At 71.1% G+C, this 17,158-nt stretch carries 17 protein-coding genes; 4 read left to right on the forward strand and 13 right to left on the reverse strand.

Annotated features, from left to right (window positions below; translation table 11 throughout):
• Nucleotides 1–20 precede the first annotated feature (20 nt).
• Both ACGH7X_RS31865 and ACGH7X_RS31870 read left to right on the forward strand, forming a co-directional pair.
• A complete protein-coding gene (locus tag ACGH7X_RS31865; RefSeq protein ID WP_399897469.1) occupies nucleotides 21–515 on the forward strand; it encodes a methylated-DNA--[protein]-cysteine S-methyltransferase in 495 nt (164 codons plus the stop codon).
• 194 nt (nucleotides 516–709) lie between these two features.
• Nucleotides 710–1,561 carry an LLM class flavin-dependent oxidoreductase gene (locus ACGH7X_RS31870; RefSeq protein ID WP_399891678.1) on the forward strand — a complete coding sequence of 284 codons (852 nt, stop codon included), beginning with the start codon at nucleotides 710–712 and terminating at the stop codon, nucleotides 1,559–1,561.
• A 23-nt stretch (nucleotides 1,562–1,584) separates the two neighbouring features.
• Here the strand turns inward: ACGH7X_RS31870 and ACGH7X_RS31875 are convergent, their stop codons facing one another.
• Together ACGH7X_RS31875 and ACGH7X_RS31880 are read right to left on the reverse strand one after the other, a co-directional pair.
• The gene (locus ACGH7X_RS31875) at nucleotides 1,585–2,310 is read right to left on the reverse strand and encodes an SIR2 family NAD-dependent protein deacylase (protein WP_399891681.1); all 726 of its coding nucleotides are present in this window, start codon (nucleotides 2,308–2,310) and stop codon (nucleotides 1,585–1,587) included.
• 40 nt (nucleotides 2,311–2,350) lie between these two features.
• Complete coding sequence (locus tag ACGH7X_RS31880; RefSeq protein ID WP_399891684.1) at nucleotides 2,351–2,845, reverse strand: NUDIX domain-containing protein; 495 nt, start codon at nucleotides 2,843–2,845, stop codon at nucleotides 2,351–2,353.
• Between the two features lie 174 nt (nucleotides 2,846–3,019).
• Here ACGH7X_RS31880 and ACGH7X_RS31885 point away from each other — a divergent pair, with 174 nt between their 5' ends.
• The gene (locus ACGH7X_RS31885; protein WP_399897472.1) at nucleotides 3,020–4,162 is read left to right on the forward strand and encodes a glycerate kinase; all 1,143 of its coding nucleotides are present in this window, start codon (nucleotides 3,020–3,022) and stop codon (nucleotides 4,160–4,162) included.
• A gap of 173 nt (nucleotides 4,163–4,335) precedes the next feature.
• Here the strand turns inward: ACGH7X_RS31885 and pssA are convergent, their stop codons facing one another.
• The 9 genes from pssA to ACGH7X_RS31930 all read right to left on the reverse strand — a co-directional run bounded on the left by pssA (nucleotide 4,336) and on the right by ACGH7X_RS31930 (nucleotide 15,173).
• The gene (gene pssA / locus ACGH7X_RS31890) at nucleotides 4,336–5,118 is read right to left on the reverse strand and encodes a CDP-diacylglycerol--serine O-phosphatidyltransferase (protein WP_247696888.1); all 783 of its coding nucleotides are present in this window, start codon (nucleotides 5,116–5,118) and stop codon (nucleotides 4,336–4,338) included.
• Nucleotides 5,119–5,176: 58 nt separating this feature from the next.
• The gene (locus ACGH7X_RS31895) at nucleotides 5,177–5,833 is read right to left on the reverse strand and encodes a phosphatidylserine decarboxylase (protein ID WP_399897475.1); all 657 of its coding nucleotides are present in this window, start codon (nucleotides 5,831–5,833) and stop codon (nucleotides 5,177–5,179) included.
• A 170-nt stretch (nucleotides 5,834–6,003) separates the two neighbouring features.
• Nucleotides 6,004–7,209: an acyl-CoA dehydrogenase family protein gene (locus ACGH7X_RS31900; protein ID WP_387059123.1), complete on the reverse strand. Its 1,206-nt coding sequence runs from the start codon at nucleotides 7,207–7,209 to the stop codon at nucleotides 6,004–6,006.
• Entirely contained in the window at nucleotides 7,210–7,722 is a 513-nt protein-coding gene (locus tag ACGH7X_RS31905) for a MaoC family dehydratase (protein WP_399891687.1), read from the reverse strand.
• 5 nt (nucleotides 7,723–7,727) lie between these two features.
• Nucleotides 7,728–8,690, reverse strand: a complete 963-nt coding sequence (locus ACGH7X_RS31910; RefSeq protein WP_127892804.1) for a CoA ester lyase — start codon at nucleotides 8,688–8,690, stop codon at nucleotides 7,728–7,730.
• Nucleotides 8,687–10,714, reverse strand: a complete 2,028-nt coding sequence (locus ACGH7X_RS31915; RefSeq protein ID WP_399891690.1) for a protein meaA — start codon at nucleotides 10,712–10,714, stop codon at nucleotides 8,687–8,689. The genes ACGH7X_RS31910 and ACGH7X_RS31915 overlap by 4 nt, the downstream gene beginning before the upstream one ends.
• A gap of 10 nt (nucleotides 10,715–10,724) precedes the next feature.
• Nucleotides 10,725–12,068 (reverse strand): crotonyl-CoA carboxylase/reductase, encoded by a 1,344-nt coding sequence (gene ccrA, locus ACGH7X_RS31920; protein WP_399891693.1) that lies wholly within the window; start codon nucleotides 12,066–12,068, stop codon nucleotides 10,725–10,727.
• 347 nt (nucleotides 12,069–12,415) lie between these two features.
• The gene (locus ACGH7X_RS31925; protein ID WP_399891696.1) at nucleotides 12,416–13,231 is read right to left on the reverse strand and encodes a TetR family transcriptional regulator; all 816 of its coding nucleotides are present in this window, start codon (nucleotides 13,229–13,231) and stop codon (nucleotides 12,416–12,418) included.
• A gap of 136 nt (nucleotides 13,232–13,367) precedes the next feature.
• The gene (locus tag ACGH7X_RS31930) at nucleotides 13,368–15,173 is read right to left on the reverse strand and encodes a 3-hydroxyacyl-CoA dehydrogenase family protein (protein WP_399891699.1); all 1,806 of its coding nucleotides are present in this window, start codon (nucleotides 15,171–15,173) and stop codon (nucleotides 13,368–13,370) included.
• A gap of 391 nt (nucleotides 15,174–15,564) precedes the next feature.
• On the opposite strand from ACGH7X_RS31930, the gene ACGH7X_RS31935 reads away from it, so the two are divergent.
• The gene (locus tag ACGH7X_RS31935; RefSeq protein ID WP_399891702.1) at nucleotides 15,565–16,158 is read left to right on the forward strand and encodes an adenylosuccinate lyase; all 594 of its coding nucleotides are present in this window, start codon (nucleotides 15,565–15,567) and stop codon (nucleotides 16,156–16,158) included.
• 37 nt (nucleotides 16,159–16,195) lie between these two features.
• On the opposite strand, the gene ACGH7X_RS31940 is transcribed toward ACGH7X_RS31935, so the two are convergent.
• Together ACGH7X_RS31940 and ACGH7X_RS31945 are read right to left on the reverse strand one after the other, a co-directional pair.
• Nucleotides 16,196–16,699 (reverse strand): GNAT family N-acetyltransferase, encoded by a 504-nt coding sequence (locus tag ACGH7X_RS31940; protein ID WP_399897478.1) that lies wholly within the window; start codon nucleotides 16,697–16,699, stop codon nucleotides 16,196–16,198.
• A gap of 26 nt (nucleotides 16,700–16,725) precedes the next feature.
• On the reverse strand, nucleotides 16,726–17,124 hold the full coding sequence (locus ACGH7X_RS31945; protein WP_399891705.1) for a RidA family protein: 399 nt from the start codon (nucleotides 17,122–17,124) through the stop codon (nucleotides 16,726–16,728).
• Between the last annotated feature and the right edge of the window lie 34 nt (nucleotides 17,125–17,158).

Here is a 17,158-nt window from a genome sequence, read left to right on the forward strand (position 1 = left end):
GAGGAGCCGGCGTGACACCCGTGAAGCAGTACACCGTGATCGACAGCCCCTACGGCGCGCTCACTCTCGTCGCCGAGGAAGGCGTCCTGTGCGGCCTCTACATGACCGACCAGCGCCACCGCCCGCCGGAGGAGACCTTCGGCACGGCCGACGACGGGCCCTTCGCCGAGGCGGAGGAGCAACTGACGGCGTACTTCGCCGGTGAGCTGAAGGAGTTCACCCTCGACCTGCGCCTGAACGGCACCCCGTTCCAGCGCACGGTCTGGGACCAGCTCCGGAAGATCCCCTACGGAGAGACCCGCACCTACGGCGAACTCGCCGACGCCCTCGGCAACCCGGCCGCCTCCCGCGCCGTGGGCCTCGCCAACGGCCGCAACCCGATCGGCGTCATCGTCCCCTGCCACCGCGTCATCGGCGCGAGCGGCGGCCTCACCGGCTACGGCGGCGGTCTGGAACGCAAGCGGCGGCTGCTGGACTTCGAGCTGGGGGCGGCGGGACCCGTGCCGCTGTTCTAGGGCGCATAGGCGCAGGCGCATGGTCCGGGCAAAACGCGTTGCCCGCGTGCCGCGGGGCCCGTTACGCTCACCGGACTTCGAAGACCACGCTCTCTCGAACGATGCCGCAGAACGGGAGCAGGCCCGCGCACAGCGCGCGGAGCCACGGAGGGGCGGCGCCACTGTTTCGGCATGCCCTCCGGAGGACTGTTCTCATGCACATCGGCCTCGGCCTTCCCATCGACGACCCCGCCCTGCTGCTGAGCTGGGCACGGCGCGCCGACGCGCTTCCCTTCAGCACGCTCGGCCTGCTCGACCGGCTCGTCTTCGACAACCCCGAACCCCTGATCACCCTGGCGACCCTCGCGGGCGCCACCTCCCGCATCCGCCTGCAGACCGAGGTGCTGATCGCCCCGGTCCACAACACCGCGCTGCTCGCCAAGCAGACCGCGACCCTCGACCGGCTGTCGGACGGCCGCTTCACGCTCGGCGTCGGCGTCGGCGGCAGGGCCGACGACTGCCTGGCCGCCGGCATCGACCTCCACCGCCGGGGCCGCCGCCTCGACGAGCAGATGGCCCTACTGCGCCGGACCTGGGACGGCGAGCCCTACGCCCGGGACGTGGGACCCATCGGGCCCCGCCCCGCGACGCCCGGCGGACCGGAGGTACTGTTCGGCGGCTTCGCCCCGGCCGCCCTGGAACGGGTCGGCCGCTTCGGCGACGGATTCCTCGGCGCCGCGCTGCCCGCCGCGCACATGGCCGGGCTGTTCCGCGACGTCGAGGCGGTCTGGCGCACCCACGAGCGCCCCGGCCGGCCGCGCCTGGTCGCCCAGGCGAGCGTCGCCCTCGGCCCCGACGGCACGGTGGAGCGCGCCCGGCACAACCTCCTCGACTACTACGCCTTCACCGGGCGCGCCGAGTACATGACCAAGGGTCTGCTCACCACGGCACGGGAGGTCCGCGCGGCCGTCGACGCCTTCCGCGACATCGGCGCCGACGAGGTCGTGCTCTACTGCTGGTCCTCGGACATCGACCAGGTCGACCGGCTCGCCGACGCCCTGTTCTGACGCCCTGTGCCGACCGGCGTGGCTCAGCCCAGCCCGCGCAGCAGCTCGGGCAGGGCGGTGCCGATCGGCTCCCGGACCACCTCGTCGGCGAGGTCGTCGTACGGTGTCGGCTCGGCGTTGACGACGATCAGACGGGCCCCGTGCTCGACGGCCACGCCGGCCAGCCCTGCCGCGGGGTGCACCTGGAGGCTGGTGCCGACGGCGACGAACACCTGGCACGCCTTGCTGATGGCGAGCGCCTCGCCCATGACCACCGGGTCGAGGTGCTCGCCGAACATCACGGTCGCCGACTTCAGGATGCCGCCGCACTCCAGGCACGGCGGGTCGTCCTCACCGGCCTCGACCCGGGCGAGCGCGTCCTCCATCGGCCCGCGGGCACCGCAGCCCGTGCACACGTAACCGCGCGCCGTGCCGTGCAGTTCGAGGACCTTGCGGGCGCTCACCCCGGCGAGCTGGTGCAGTCCGTCCACGTTCTGCGTGATCACCCGGACCGGCACCCCGCGCCGCTCCAGCTCGGCCACCGCGCGGTGCGCCGCGTTCGGCTCGGCGCTCAGCGCCCGGGTGTCGCGCCGCATCAGCCAGGAGCGGCGCCTGATCTCCGGATCGCCCATGTAGTACTCGTACGTGACGAGCTTCTGGGCCTCCGGATCGCGCCGCCACAGCCCGTCCGGGCCTCGGTAGTCGGGAATGCCGGAGTCGGTCGAGACGCCGGCGCCGCTCAGGATGGCGACGAGGGGCTTGCTGGTCATGCGGCCGAGGGTAGGGCGCCGGTGCGCGACGGGCGAGCGGTTATCGGTCGACCCGGACGCCGTTCTCCAGCTCGGCCGTCCCGGACCCGTCCGCCAGCACGTCCAGCGCGGCCAGCACCCGGCCGTGCAGCGTGCCGAGCAGGTGGTCGCCCAGTTCCCCGCGCGGCACCAGCCGCCAGGACAGCAGCTCCTCCTCCTGCAACCGGATCGCCTTGAGGTTGTCCTCGGTCAGGACCCCTCCGTCGTACAGGTACGCCACGATCGGCGGTCGGCCCGTCCCGCTCACCCAGTCCACCGCGAGCAGCCGGCCGATGGGCAGGTCGAGCCCGATCTCCTCGACGGTCTCCCGCCACGCGCCCTGCCGCGGGGTCTCCCCGTCGTCGGACTCGATCGTCCCGCCGGGCAACGCCCACCCCTCGCGGTAGTTGGGCTCGACGAGCAGCACCCGCCCCGCCGTGTCCCGGAAGACCGCGGCGGCACCGGCGAGGACGCGGGGGAGACCGGCGATGTAGGTGGCGTAGTCAGCAGTGGTCATCCCGGAAGCGTAACGAGCCCGAGCCCGGACGGAGCCCGAGCCCGGACGGAGGTTCCACGGTGTGGGCAGGGCATGACGACGCGGGTGTCCTCCGGTTAGGGTCGCAACGGCGCGACTGCCTTGACGTGCGCAAGGCTCGGAGAGCAAGGGGAGATCAAGGTGGCTGACGCTGCAGTGGACGGCACCCGGCGGGTGCTCGTCGCCGCGGACAAGTTCAAGGGGTCGCTGACGGCCGTGGAGGTCGCCGAGCGCGTCACGGCCGGACTGCGCCGTGTCGTGCCGGACGTCCGGGTCGAGGCCCTGCCCGTCGCCGACGGTGGCGACGGCACCGTGGCCGCCGCGGTCGCGGCCGGGTTCGAGCGCCGGGAGGTACGGGTCACCGGGCCCCTCGGCGACGAGGTGACGGCGGCGTACGCGCTGCGCGAGGGCACCGCGGTCGTGGAGATGGCCGAGGCGAGCGGATTGCAGCGGCTGCCGGCCGGCGTCCTCGCACCGCTGACCGCGTCGACGCACGGCTCGGGTGAGCTGCTGCGGGCCGCGCTGGACGCGGGGGCGCGGACGATCGTGTTCGGGGTCGGCGGCAGCGCCACCACCGACGGCGGCGCGGGGATGCTGTCCGCGCTGGGCGCGCGGTTCCTGGACGGGGAAGGGGCGCCCGTCGCGCCGGGCGGGGGCGGGCTGGCCGCGCTGGCCTCCGCCGACCTGTCCGGCCTCGACCCGCGGCTGTCCGGCGTGGAACTGGTGCTCGCCAGCGACGTCGACAATCCGCTGACCGGGCCGAAGGGCGCCCCGGCGGTCTACGGCCCGCAGAAGGGCGCCTCCCCGGACGACGTGACGGCCCTGGACGCGGCCCTCGCGCACTTCGCGAAGGTGCTGGAGGAGACGGAGACCGTGGGTGCGCGGGCCGCCGAGTACGCCGCGTCGCCGGGCGCCGGTGCGGCGGGCGGCATCGGGTTCGGTGCGATGCTGCTCGGGGCGCGGTTCCGGCCGGGCATCGAGGTGATGCTGGACGTGCTCGGCTTCGCGCCTGCGCTGGCACGGGCGGACCTGGTGATCACGGGGGAGGGCTCGCTGGACGAGCAGACCCTGCACGGGAAGGCCCCGGCGGGTGTCGCGGCTGCGGCGCGGGCGGCGGGCAAGGAGGTCGTCGCGGTGTGCGGGCGCCTCGCGCTGCCGGCGGAGGCGCTGGGGCGGGCGGGGATCCGGCGGGCGTATCCGCTGACGGATGTCGAGCCGGACGTGGCGAAGTGCATCGCGGACGCGGGGCCGATCCTGGAGCGGGTGGCGGAGAGCATCGCGCGGGACTTCCTGGCCTAGAGAGGATCTCGGCTGGAAACCTCACCCCTGTCCCCACCGAGTCGGGTGGTGGGTGGCCACAGGCCCGGGGGTCTGGGGGCGGAGCCCCCGGGGCGGCCCGCACCACCGCCCGGCGCGTACGAACAGCAGGGCCCCGAACCCGACCCGGGTCCGGGGCCCTGCCCAGCGGAGCGCTACGGCAACTGCGCCGCCCGCGCCTCCCGCCGGTTGTCACGGAAGTTGTTCACCCTGCGAGCGGTCGCGAACAGGGGGATCACCGCCCCCATCACCAACTGCAACGCACACCCCGTCTGCAGCAGCAGCTGCCCGCTCGGCGCGTCGAACGCCCAGCCGGCCAGCAGGCCCATCGACAGGACGATCCACGACAGCATCGCCACCGCGAGGCGCCCGCGGGGCTTCGGGTACTCGACCCGGCTCACCATCAGCCAGGCCGTGCCGAGGATCGCGAGGAGCGTCGCCACGAAGGGCAGCTCCAGCAGCACGATGGAGACCACCGTCAGCGCCCCGAAGGGCGACGGCATGCCCTGGAACGTGCCGTCCTTGACGGTGACGCATGAGAACCGCGCAAGCCGCAGCACCACCGCCAGCAGCACCACGATCGCCCCCACCGCCGCCACCCGCTGGTAGGCGTCGTCCGCGACCATGCCGTAGACGAGGACGAAGTACGCCGGCGCCAGCCCGAAGCTGATCAGGTCGGAGAGGTTGTCCAGCTCCGCGCCCATGGGCGAGGACCGCAGCTTGCGCGCCACCAGCCCGTCGCACAGGTCGAAGATCGCCGCGCACAGCATCAGGATGACCGCGGTGGCCGCGCTGTGCCGGGCCATGCCCGATTCGTCGCTGCCCATGAGGTGCGGGATGAGGATGCCGGTGGTGGTGAAGTACACCGCCATGAAGCCGCACGTGGCGTTGCCGAGCGTGAGCGTGTCCGCTATCGACAGGCGGAGCGAGAGCGGCATCTCCTCCTCGTCGTCCATCTCGTCGGCCTCGGGCACCCACCCGGCCTGGGTCTGTGGATCAACCACGGTCAATTCGAGTCACCCCAGCCACCGTCTTCTGACCCACCTCGACATCCACCTCTACGCCCTCCGGCAGGTACAGGTCGACGCGCGAGCCGAAGCGGATCAGACCGACCCGCTCGCCCTGCTCGACCTTGGTGCCCTGCGGCACGTACGGGACGATGCGGCGGGCCACCGCGCCGGCGATCTGGATCATCTCGATGTCGCCCAGCTCGGTGTCGAAGTGCCACACGACGCGCTCGTTGTTCTCGCTCTCCTTGTTGAAAGCGGGAACGAAGCCGCCCGGCACGTGCTCGACCGACGTCACCGTGCCCGACACCGGGGCGCGGTTCACGTGGACGTTGAGCGGGCTCATGAAGATCGCGACGCGGGTGCGGCCGTCCTTCCACGGCATGATGCTCTGCACCACACCGTCGGCGGGCGAGATGACCCTGCCCTGGGTGATCTCGCGCTCGGGGTCGCGGAAGAACCACAGCATCCCCGCCGCGAGCGCGGTGGCGGGGACGGCGACGGCCTTGGCGGCGCCGGAGCGGCGGGCACGCAGGAGGCTGACGGCTGCGGTGGCGACGGTCGGCAGAAGCCACGGCGATGCTCCGCGCGCGAGGCGTACGCCGGCGAGGCTGTCGCGAGGTGCAGAGGTTTGGCTGTGGGGCATGGATGACCTTCGTAGCGGATGATGCCGCGCACTGACGGGGGACGGCGGCTTTCCGGCGATCGTAGCGGCTTCCTGCCACAACTGGGTAAGCCAGGAAGCGGAGTCGGCGGCCGAACTCTGCCTACGGGGTGTGACCTTCTTCTCCAAGAAAACACCCCGTATCCGGACATCTAACCCTGGAATCGATACTCTTCGAGCAGTCGGCGGCCGATGATCATTTTCTGGATCTCGGCGGTGCCTTCGCCGATGAGCAGCATCGGCGCCTCACGGTAGAGACGCTCGATCTCGTACTCCTTGGAGAAGCCGTACCCGCCGTGGATCCGGAAGGCGTCCTCGACGACCTCCTTGCAGTACTCGGAGGCGAGGTACTTGGCCATCCCCGCTTCCAGGTCGTTTCGTTCGCCCGAGTCCTTTTTGCGCGCAGCATTCACCATCATCGCATGCGCCGCCTCCACCTTGGTAGCCATCTCCGCGAGCTTGAACTGAATGGCCTGGTGCTGGGCGATCTGCTTGCCGAAAGTGTGACGCTGCTGGGCGTACTGGACACCGAGTTCGAAGGCACGCTGAGCGACGCCGCAGCCACGGGCCGCCACGTTCACGCGGCCCACTTCGACACCGTCCATCATTTGGTAAAAACCTCGGCCGGTGACGCCGCCGAGCACCCGATTGGCCGGAATGCGCAGGCCGTCCATGATGAGCTCGGTGGTGTCGACGCCCTTGTAGCCCATCTTGTCGATCTTGCCGGGGATGGTCAGTCCCGGGCGGACCTCACCGAAACCGGGCTCCTTCTCCACCAGGAAGGTCGTCATCGACTTGTGGGGAGCGGTCCCCTCGGGGTGACCCTCGTCACTCTTCACCAGTACGGCCACCAGCGACGACGTGCCGCCGTTCGTCAGCCACATCTTCTGGCCGTTCAGGACGTACTCCTCGCCGTCCCGCACCGCCTTCGAGGAGATCGCCGAGACGTCCGAGCCGAGCGCCGGCTCGGACATCGAGAAGGCGCCCCGGATGTCGCCCGCGGCCATGCGGGGCAGGAAGTGGTCCTTCTGCTCCTGTGTGCCGTGCTGCTTGAGCATGTACGCCACGATGAAGTGCGTGTTGATGATGCCGGACACCGACATCCAGCCGCGGGCGATCTCCTCCACGCACAGGGCGTAGGTCAGGAGCGACTCGCCCAGGCCGCCGTACTCCTCGGGAATCATCAGGCCGAACAGGCCCAGTTCCTTCAGCCCGTCGACGATGTCCTGCGGGTACTCGTCCCGGTGCTCCAGCTCGGTGGCGACCGGGATGATCTCCTTGTCCACGAAGTCCCGGACGGTGGAGAGGATCTCCCGCTGGACGTCCGTGAGGCCGTGGGTCTGGGCCAGGCGGCTCATCTACTTCCCCTGTTCCTTCGGCTCGGGGCGGCCCGGCTGCTCGCCGCCGCGCTCCTTGATGTACGTCTCGGTCGGCACCATCACCTTGCGGCGGAAGACGCAGACCAGCGTGCCGTCCTGCTTGTAGCCCCTGGTCTCGACGTGCACGATGCCGCGGTCGTCCTTCGACTTGGACGGCCACTTGTCGAGCACCGTCGTCTGGCCGTACAGCGTGTCGCCGTGGAAGGTCGGAGCCACGTGCCGCAGCGACTCGATCTCCAGGTTGGCGATGGCCTTGCCGGAGACGTCCGGGACGGACATGCCGAGCAGGAGCGAGTAGACGTAGTTGCCCACCACCACGTTCTTGCCGAAGTCCGTGGTCTGCTCGGCGTAGTTGGCGTCCATGTGGAGCGGGTGGTGGTTCATGGTGAGGAGACAGAACAGGTGGTCGTCGTACTCCGTGACCGTCTTCCCCGGCCAGTGCTTGTACGTCGCCCCGACCTCGAACTCCTCGTAGGTGCGTCCGAACTGCATTGCCCTCAGCCCTCCGGGATCTCGAACTTCGACGTGCGCCGCATGCCGGCCGCGCGCCCCTTGCCGGAGACGACCAGGGCCATCTTGCGGCTGGCCTCGTCGATCATCTCGTCGCCGAGCATCGCCGAGCCCTTCTTGCCGCCCGCCTCGGACGTGTAGTAGTCGTACGCGTCCAGGATCAGCTCGGCGTGGTCGTAGTCCTCCTGGGAGGGCGAGAAGATCTCGTTGGACGCCTCGACCTGGCCGGGGTGCAGCACCCACTTGCCGTCGAAGCCGAGGGCGGCGGCGCGCTGCGCGACCTCGCGGTAGCCGTCCACGTTGCGGATCTGCAGGTAGGGGCCGTCGATCGCCTGGAGGTTGTTGGCGCGGGCGGCCATCAGGATCTTCATCAGGATGTAGTGGTAGGCGTCCGCCGGGTATCCGGGCGGCTGCTCGCCCACCACGAGGGACTTCATGTTGATGGACGCCATGAAGTCGGCCGGGCCGAAGATGATGGTCTCGACGCGGGGGCTCGCCTGCGCGATCTCGTTGACGTTGTTCAGGCCCTGCGCGTTCTCGATCTGCGCCTCGATGCCGATCCGGCCGACCTCGAAGCCCATCGTCTTCTCGATCTGGGTGAGCAGCAGGTCCAGGGCCACGACCTGCTGGGCGTCCTGGACCTTCGGCAGCATGATGCAGTCCAGGTTGGGTCCCGCGCCCTCCACCACCGTCACGACGTCGCGGTACGTCCACTCCGTCGTCCAGTCGTTGACGCGCACGACGCGGGTCTTGCCGGTCCAGTCGCCCTCGTTGAGGAACTTGACGATCGTGTGCCGCGCCTCGGGCTTCGCGAGCGGCGCGCAGGCGTCCTCCAGGTCGAGGAAGACCTGGTCCGCCGGGAGGCCCTGGGCCTTCTCCAGGAAGCGCGGGTTGCTTCCCGGGACCGCCAGACAGGAACGCCGGGGGCGGAGACGGTTGACCGTGGTCATGCGGGGACCTCCAGGGGGTCGAGCTTGTTCGCGTTGCGGATCTCGTCGACGATCCGGCCGATGATGCCGGTGATGTCGAAGTCCTTCGGGGTGAAGACCGCGGCCACTCCCGCGGCCCGCAGTTCCTCGGCGTCACCGTTCGGGATGATGCCACCGGCGATCACCGGAATGTCTGTGGCACCGGCCACACGGAGCCGTTCGAGCACGTCCGGCACCAGCTGGGCGTGCGAGCCGGACAGGATGGACAGGCCCACCGCGTGCACGTCTTCCGCGAGGGCGGCGTCCACGATCTGCTCGGGGGTGAGCCGGATGCCCTGGTAGACCACCTCGAAACCGGCGTCGCGGGCCCGCACGGCGATCTGCTCGGCGCCGTTGGAGTGGCCGTCGAGGCCGGGCTTGCCGACCAGGAAGCGCAGCTTGCCCACGCCCAGCTCCTTGGCCGTCAGGTCCACCTTGCGGCGTACCCCGGACAGGGCGGAGCCCTCCTCGGCGGTGACGGCGACGGGCGCCGAGGACACGCCGGTCGGCGCCCGGAACTCGCCGAACACCTCGCGCAGCGCCCCGGCCCACTCGCCGGTCGTGGCGCCGGCGCGGGCGCACTCCAGGGTGGCCTCCATGAGGTTGCCGGTGCCCTTGGCGGTCTCCTTCAGCTTCTCCAGCGCCTTGCAGGGGCGCGGGTGGTTGAAGGGCGGCTGGTAGCGGGTGTCGCGCCAGTTCTCCAGGGAGGCGATGACACGGGCCTCCACCGCCGGGTCGACCGTCTGGATGGCGGTGTCGAGGTCGGCGGTCAGCGGGTTGGGCTCGGTGCCCTCGAAGGCGTTGACACCGATGATCTTCTCCTCGCCGGACTCGATCCGGGCCCGGCGCTCGGCGTGCGAGGCGACCAGCTGCGACTTGAGGTACCCGGACTCGACGGCGGCCATCGCGCCGCCCATCTCCTGGATGCGCTCCATCTCGGCGAGCGACTCCTCGACCAGCTCCGCCACCTTCGCCTCGACGACCTTCGAACCCTCGAAGAGGTCGCCGTACTCCAGCAGGTCGCTCTCGTAGGCCAGCACCTGCTGGATGCGCAGCGACCACTGCTGGTCCCAGGGGCGGGGCAGACCCAGCGCCTCGTTCCAGGCAGGCAACTGCACGGCACGCGCGCGTGCGTCCTTCGAGAGGGTCACGGCCAGCATCTCGAGCACGATCCGCTGGACGTTGTTCTCCGGCTGCGCCTCGGTCAGGCCGAGGGAGTTGACCTGCACGCCGTAGCGGAAGCGGCGGTGCTTGGGATCCTCGATGCCGTAGCGCTCGCGGGTGACGCGGTCCCAGATGCGGCTGAAGGCGCGCATCTTGCACATCTCCTCGACGAAGCGGACACCCGCGTTCACGAAGAAGGAGATGCGGCCGACCACGTCGCCCATGCGCTCCTGCGGCACCTGGCCGCTGTCGCGCACCGCGTCGAGGACGGCGATCGCGGTGGACATCGCGTAGGCGATCTCCTGGACCGGCGTGGCTCCCGCCTCCTGCAGGTGGTAGCTGCAGATGTTGATCGGGTTCCACTTCGGCAGGTGCGAGACCGTGTACGCGATCATGTCGGTCGTCAGACGGAGCGACGGTCCCGGCGGGAAGACGTGCGTCCCCCGGGACAGGTACTCCTTGACGATGTCGTTCTGCGTCGTCCCCTGGAGCCGGGTGATGTCCGCGCCCTGCTCCTCGGCGACGACCTGGTAGAGCGCCAGCAGCCACATGGCCGTGGCGTTGATGGTCATCGAGGTGTTCATCTGCTCCAGGGGGATGTCCTGGAACAGCCGGCGCATGTCACCGACGTGCGCGACGGGCACGCCGACCCGGCCCACCTCGCCGCGGGCGAGGATGTGGTCGGAGTCGTAGCCGGTCTGGGTCGGCAGGTCGAAGGCGACCGACAGACCCGTCTGGCCCTTGTCGAGGTTGCGCCGGTACAGCTCGTTGGACGCCTCGGCCGTGGAGTGACCGGCGTAGGTCCGCATCAACCACGGCCGGTCCTTTTGACGATCGGTCATGCGGCGCTCCTCAGATGTTCCGGAAGCGGTTGATGGCGTCGACGTGCCGGGCGCGCATCTCCTGGTCGCGCACACCCAGGCCCTCCTCGGGCGCCAGGCACAGCACGCCGACCTTGCCCTGGTGGAGGTTGCGGTGGACGTCGTACGCCGCCTGGCCGGTGTCCTCCAGGGAGTACACCTTGGAGAGCGTCGGGTGGATCCTGCCCTTGGCGATGAGGCGGTTGGCCTCCCAGGCCTCGCGGTAGTTGGCGAAGTGGGAGCCGATGATGCGCTTGAGGGACATCCACAGGTAGCGGTTGTCGTACTCGTGCATGTAGCCCGAGGTCGAGGCGCAGGTGGTGATGGTGCCGCCCTTGCGGGTGACGAAGACGGAGGCGCCGAAGGTCTCGCGGCCGGGGTGCTCGAAGACGATGTCGATGTCCTCGCCGCCGGTGAACTCGCGGATGCGCTTGCCGAAGCGCTTCCACTCCTTCGGGTCCTGGGTGTTCTCGTCCTTCCAGAACCTGTAGCCCTCGGCGTTGCGGTCGATGATGGCCTCGGCGCCCATCGCCCGGCAGATGTCCGCCTTCTGCTCGCTGGAGACGACGCAGATCGGGTTGGCGCCGCCGGCGAGGGCGAACTGGGTGGCGTAGGAGCCGAGTCCGCCGCTCGCGCCCCAGATGAGCACGTTGTCGCCCTGCTTCATGTCGGCGCCGTTGCGGGAGACCAGCTGGCGGTACGCGGTGGAGTTGACCAGCCCCGGCGCGGCGGCCTCCTCCCAGCTGAGGTGGCCGGGCTTCGGCATCAGCTGGTTGGACTTGACGAGGGCGATCTCCGCGAGGCCGCCGAAGTTGGTCTCGAAGCCCCAGATGCGCTGCTCGGGGTCGAGCATCGTGTCGTTGTGGCCGTCGGACGACTCCAGCTCGACGGAGAGGCAGTGCGCGACGACCTCGTCACCGGGCTGCCAGGCGTTGACGCCGGGGCCGGTGCGCAGGACGACGCCGGCCAGGTCGGAGCCGATGACGTGGTACGGCAGGTCGTGGCGCCTGGTGAGCTCGCTGACCCTGCCGTAGCGCTCCAGGAACCCGAAGGTGGACATCGGCTCGAAGATCGAGGTCCACACCGAGTTGTAGTTGACCGAGGAGGCCATGACGGCCACCAGGGCCTCGCCCGGGCCCAGCTCGGGCACCGGCACCTCGTCGAGGTGGATCGACTTGCGGGGGTCCTTGTCGCGGGTCTCGAGGCCCGCGAACATCTCCGTCTCGTCCTTGTGCACGGTGATCGCGCGGTACGACTCGGGAACCGGCAGAGCGGCGATGTCGGCCGGCGTGGATTCGGGCGACTGGATCGCGTCCAGGATGTCCTTCACGGTCACGGTGTTGCCTCCGGCGGTGAGCGCCCTGAGGGAGGGGCGCCGATGGGTACGTCGGTGCTGCAGAGGGATGGTGAAAGTGCCTGTGACGCAGGCGTTCGGGCGCGCAGGGGGTGAGTGCGGGGACAGCCCGGACACCTTCAACGTATGACACCGCGTGTCACCTCGCAAGGCACTGAGTGCCAGAACCTGTACTCAGATGAAATCTTTACGCAACAGATGAGCGATGATCGATCGAATTGTCTCTCACCAACGGTGGAAAAGGGGCGCCGACATGCAAAAACGGCCACCCGGTGGGTGGCCGTTGTCACAGAGAGGAAGGGCGAGCGGAACGTCGAGTGGAAGGTCGGTCAGCGCTCCTTGAGCGCCTGCTCGATGGTGCGCATCACCTCGTGCAGCGGCGCGTCGGTGCGCGCCACCGTCACGAGCACCTCGCCCTGCACGGAGGCCGAGGACGCGGCCGGCCGCGTGGTCGAGGCCGTACCGCGCCCCGCCCCGATGCCCGTGCCGAACGTCTTCCGCACGATCGCGAAGGCGTGGTCGAGCTGGGCCTCCACGTCGCCCTGCCCGTCGGCCCGCAGCCAGCGCCGCAGCACGTGGTTGTGCGCGGTGACCACGGCGGACGCGGCGACCTCCGCCAGCAGCGGGTCGTCGTTGGCGTCGTCGTCGTGCGCGTGCTCGTCGAAGTGGCCGAGCAGATACCGGGTGAACAGACGCTCGTAACGGGCCACCGACGCGATCTCCGCCTCGCGCAGGGTGGGCACCTCGCGCGTCAGCTTGTAGCGGGCGACCGAGATCTCGGGCCGGGCCGCGTACATCTTCATGACTTCCTTGATGCCGCGGCACACCGTGTCGAGCGGATGCTCGTGCGCGGGCGCCGCGTTGAGCACCGCCTCGGCGCGCACCAGGGTGTCGTCGTGGTCCGGGAAGATCGCCTCTTCCTTGGAACGGAAGTGACGGAAGAAGGTACGGCGGGCGACCCCGGCCCGGGCCGCGATCTCGTCGACGGTGGTCGCCTCGTACCCCTTGGCCGCGAACAGCTCCATCGCCGCCGCCGCCAGTTCCCGGCGCATTTTGAGCCGCTGGGCGGCGGCTCGGCTGCCGGCCGCGCTCTCCGGCGCGTCGGGCGTGGCTGAGGTACGTGAGGACTTGGCGGGCTGGGACATGACCTGAACGTACTGCATGTGTGCGCAATCATGCGCGTGACCGGGGATTCCCCCGCCCGCACAGAGCGGGGGAGACCCGGCCGGATCGAGCAGTCCGCCCCAGTCCTCCTCGGACCGCGGCCAGTCGCCCGGTCGCTCAGCGGCGGGCATGTTCGCGGAAGCCGCGCCCCGTCTTGCGGCCGAGGCAGCCCGCGGCCACCAGATGCTCGAGCAGCGGTGCCGGGGCGAGGCCCGGGTCGCGGAACTCCCGGTGCAGGACCTTCTCGATGGCGAGCGACACGTCGAGTCCGACCACGTCGAGCAGCTCGAAGGGGCCCATCGGGTAGCCGCCGCCCAGCTTCATCGCCGCGTCGATGTCGTCGAGCGTCGCGTAGTGCTCCTGCACCATCTTGACCGCGTTGTTGAGGTACGGGAACAGCAGCGCGTTCACGATGAACCCGGCCCGGTCGCCGCAGTCCACGGCGTGCTTGCGGACCTTGGCGCAGACCTCGTGGACGGTGGCGTGCACGTCGTCCGCCGTCAGCACCGTGCGGACCACCTCGACCAGCTTCATCGCCGGCGCCGGGTTGAAGAAGTGCATGCCGATCACGTCCTGCGGGCGCGAGGTGGCGCGTGCGCAGGCGACGACCGGCAGGGAGGACGTCGTGGTGGCCAGCACCGCGCCCGGCTTGCAGACCTTGTCCAGCGTGGCGAACAGCTGCCGCTTCACCTCCAGGTCCTCGGCGACGGCCTCCACGGCCAGGTCGACGTCGGCGAAGTCGTCGTACGTCCCGGTCGGCGTGATCCGCTCCAGCGTCTGCGCGGCGGCCTCGGCGGTCAGCCGGCCCTTGTCCACGCCGCGCGCCAGGGACTTGCCGATCCGGGCCTTCGCCGTCTGCGCCTTCTCCGCGCTGCGGGCGGCGAGCACCACCTCGTACCCGGCCTTGGCGAACACCTCCGCGATGCCGGACGCCATGGTGCCCGAACCGGCCACGCCCACCGCGCGGACCGGACGCCCGGCGACCGGGGCGTCGCCCTCGCGCGGGGTCAGGGCGTCCGGCACGACGACCGCGCTGTCCGGCGCCTCGTAGGTGTAGAAACCGCGCCCCGCCTTGCGTCCCGTCAGGCCCGCCTCGCTCAGCTGCCTGAGGATCGGCGCGGGGGCGTGCAGACGGTCGCGGGAGGCGGCGTACATGGCCTCCAGGACCGTACGGGCGGTGTCGACACCGACCAGGTCCAGCAGGGCCAGCGGCCCCATCGGCAGGCCGCAGCCGAGCCGCATCGCGGCGTCGATGTCCTCGCGGGAGGCGTAGTTCGCCTCGTACATCGCCGCCGCCTGGTTGAGATAGCCGAACAGCAGGCCGTCCGCGACGAACCCCGGCCGGTCCCCGACGGCGACGGGCTCCTTGCCGAGGTCGAGGGCGAGGTCGGTGACCGCCGTGACGGCGGAGGGCGCGGTCAGCACCGAGGAGACGACCTCGACCAGCTTCATCGCCGGCGCCGGGTTGAAGAAGTGCAGGCCGAGCACGCGCTCCGGGCGGGCGGAGTCGGCGGCCAGCCGCGTGACGGACAGGGCGTTGGTGCCGGTCGCCAGGATGGTCTGCGGGCGCACGATCCCGTCCAGCTCCCGCAACACCTGCTGCTTGGCCTCGTACGACTCCGGGACCACCTCGATCACCAGGTCGGCGTCCGCCGCCGCGCGCAGGTCGGTGGAGGTGCGCAGACGCCCCAGGGCGTCGGCGCGCTCCTGTTCGCTCAGGCGCCCGCGCCGGACGGCTCGGGCGGTGGAGGACTCCAGCGCGGCGACCGCCCTGGCGGCCTGCGCCTCGTCGACGTCGACGCCGACGACGGCGCGGCCGGCCCGGGCGAGGACCTCGGCGATGCCGGTGCCCATCGTGCCGAGGCCGACGACGGCAATGGTCCGGAGCGGGGACAGAGGGGTGTCGGACAGGGGAGTGGCCATCGCGGAACTCCAGGAATGAGGGTGACGACGGGAACACGCCCAAAAGCGCCGAGGGCGCGTCGGGTGCGTGTGGAGAGGAGTGGAGAGGAAAGGAGTGCGGGTGTTGCCGGGCTGACTGGCGCACACGCCCGGTGCCGTCGCGGAGGGCGTGCACACGCCCGCCGGGCGGCGGTGTCCGACCGGCCCTGTCCCGGGGCCGAGCCGTACGTGCGGTACCCGAGGTACCGAACCGACTGCTCTCCCGGTGGCCGCGTCACCAGACCACCGTGAGGAGTTGCTGCGAGTGGGTGACCCGCTCGTCTGAGGTTAACTCGCCGGTAACGAGCGCGCCAGCCCTCGGTGTTCGTGATGTACGTCCCACGGGTGGGGTGACGCCTCTAACCTCGGTGTCATGGACGAAGAGTTGCGAGCGCTCACGGAGCGCTTACGGGCCGAGTCGGCGGCGTCGGGCGCTCCGGGGGCCCCGGCGGCGTACGACCGACTCGTGGCGACCGGGGACCACGACGAGCTGGCCGGCGTGCTCAGCGAGCCCGGGCATCCGCTCTGGGCCCGGGAACTGGCCGCCTTCCGGCTGGGCGTCGCGGGGGACCGGCGGGCCTTCGAGTCCCTCGTGCTGCTCCTGAACCACCGCGACCCACCGCGCTGCGCCTCCGCCGCCCATGCCCTGGCCCGCCTCGGCGACCCGCGCACCGCCCGCGCCGCCGCGGCGCTCGCCACCAACGAACTGCGGGTCGCCTACGCCCTGCACCCGGTGCGGCTCCTGGTCGAGCTGCGCGCCCCCGAGGCGGTGCCCGCCCTGATCACCACGCTGGAGCGCCGGCTGCGCCCGCACGACCCGTACCGGCGCGTGGCGCTCGCCTGCGTCGAGGGGCTCGGCGCACTCGGCGACGACCGGGCGGGCCCCGTACTGAACGACGCGCTCGCCCACCCGGCGCTGGCCCAGGCGGCGGTGCGGGCGCTGGCGCTCATCCCGGGCCGGCGGTGAGCGGCGAGCGGTCAGCAGGTCACCAGGTCAGGTCGGCTCAGCCGGTCAGGTCGGTCGCGTACCGCACCTCCGGCACCTCAACCCCCTCCACCTCGAAGGGCTCCTCGGCGCCGTCCGCGCCGAAACCGGCCCGCTCGTAGAACCGCCGGGCTCGGGCGTTGCCCTTGAGTACCCACAGCAGCATGCGCGCGTGTCCGGCGGCCGCGCACCGGCGCACCGACTCCCGCAGCAGGGCCTGCCCGACGCCGGTGCCGAACCGCCCGGTGTCGACATAGAGGGCGTACAACTCGGCGTCGGCGGTACGGCGTTCACCGTCGCGATAGGGGCCGTGGCAGGCCCAGCCGACGATCTCGCCGCCGGCGTCCTCGGCGACCAGGTTCACCAGGCCGGCCGGGGGCCGGGCGAACAGGGCGCGGCGGCGCTCGGCGTCCTCGGCGGCGTCCAGCGCGTCTAGGTACGGCTGCGGCATCAGGCCGCGGTAGGCGGTCTGCCAGCCCCGGATGCGGATCTCCGACACCCGGTCGCAGTCGGCGGGCGCCATGTCCCGCACCCGCACCGGCGACCCGCTCACGGGGCCACGACCGCGAACGCCTCGATCTCCATGAGGAACTCCGGCCGGACCAGCGCGGCCACCTGCACCGCCGAGGCGGCGGGCAGCCGGTCGTCGGGTATGTGCTCGGCGCGGGCCGCGCGGATCGCGGCCATGTGCGCCATGTCCGTGACGAAGAAGGTCAGCTTCACCACGTCGTCGAAGGACGCGCCGGCCGCGGCCAGACACCGGCGCAGGTTCTCGAAGACCTGGCGGGCCTGGGCCCCGGCGTCGGCCTCGCCGACCACCCTGCCGTCCTCGTCCAGGGCGAGCTGTCCCGAGACGGCCACGAACCGCCCGGTGCCGAGGACGACATGGGTGTACTGGGCGGCGGGCGCGACGCCCTCGGGGGCGGGGATCCTGGTCAGCTCACTCATGGGTCCATCGTGGACCACGGCACTGACAACGCTC

The sequence above is a fragment of the Streptomyces sp. BBFR51 genome (genome assembly GCF_044591655.1).
GTDB lineage: Bacteria > Actinomycetota > Actinomycetes > Streptomycetales > Streptomycetaceae > Streptomyces.

What these genes read in the sequence shown, in the direction of transcription:
- ACGH7X_RS31870 (WP_399891678.1), top strand. Translation starts at nt 710, where the DNA reads ATGCACATCGGCCTCGGCCTTCCCATCGACGACCCCGCCCTGCTGCTG.
- ACGH7X_RS31875 (WP_399891681.1), bottom strand. Translation starts at nt 2,310, where the DNA reads ATGACCAGCAAGCCCCTCGTCGCCATCCTGAGCGGCGCCGGCGTCTCG.
- ACGH7X_RS31880 (WP_399891684.1), bottom strand. Translation starts at nt 2,845, where the DNA reads ATGACCACTGCTGACTACGCCACCTACATCGCCGGTCTCCCCCGCGTC.
- pssA (WP_247696888.1), bottom strand. Translation starts at nt 5,118, where the DNA reads ATGCCGCTCTCGCTCCGCCTGTCGATAGCGGACACGCTCACGCTCGGC.
- ACGH7X_RS31895 (WP_399897475.1), bottom strand. Translation starts at nt 5,833, where the DNA reads ATGCCCCACAGCCAAACCTCTGCACCTCGCGACAGCCTCGCCGGCGTA.
- ACGH7X_RS31900 (WP_387059123.1), bottom strand. Translation starts at nt 7,209, where the DNA reads ATGAGCCGCCTGGCCCAGACCCACGGCCTCACGGACGTCCAGCGGGAG.
- ACGH7X_RS31905 (WP_399891687.1), bottom strand. Translation starts at nt 7,722, where the DNA reads ATGCAGTTCGGACGCACCTACGAGGAGTTCGAGGTCGGGGCGACGTAC.
- ACGH7X_RS31910 (WP_127892804.1), bottom strand. Translation starts at nt 8,690, where the DNA reads ATGACCACGGTCAACCGTCTCCGCCCCCGGCGTTCCTGTCTGGCGGTC.
- ACGH7X_RS31915 (WP_399891690.1), bottom strand. Translation starts at nt 10,714, where the DNA reads ATGACCGATCGTCAAAAGGACCGGCCGTGGTTGATGCGGACCTACGCC.
- ACGH7X_RS31925 (WP_399891696.1), bottom strand. Translation starts at nt 13,231, where the DNA reads ATGTCCCAGCCCGCCAAGTCCTCACGTACCTCAGCCACGCCCGACGCG.
- ACGH7X_RS31930 (WP_399891699.1), bottom strand. Translation starts at nt 15,173, where the DNA reads ATGGCCACTCCCCTGTCCGACACCCCTCTGTCCCCGCTCCGGACCATT.
- ACGH7X_RS31935 (WP_399891702.1), top strand. Translation starts at nt 15,565, where the DNA reads ATGGACGAAGAGTTGCGAGCGCTCACGGAGCGCTTACGGGCCGAGTCG.
- ACGH7X_RS31940 (WP_399897478.1), bottom strand. Translation starts at nt 16,699, where the DNA reads ATGGCGCCCGCCGACTGCGACCGGGTGTCGGAGATCCGCATCCGGGGC.
- ACGH7X_RS31945 (WP_399891705.1), bottom strand. Translation starts at nt 17,124, where the DNA reads ATGAGTGAGCTGACCAGGATCCCCGCCCCCGAGGGCGTCGCGCCCGCC.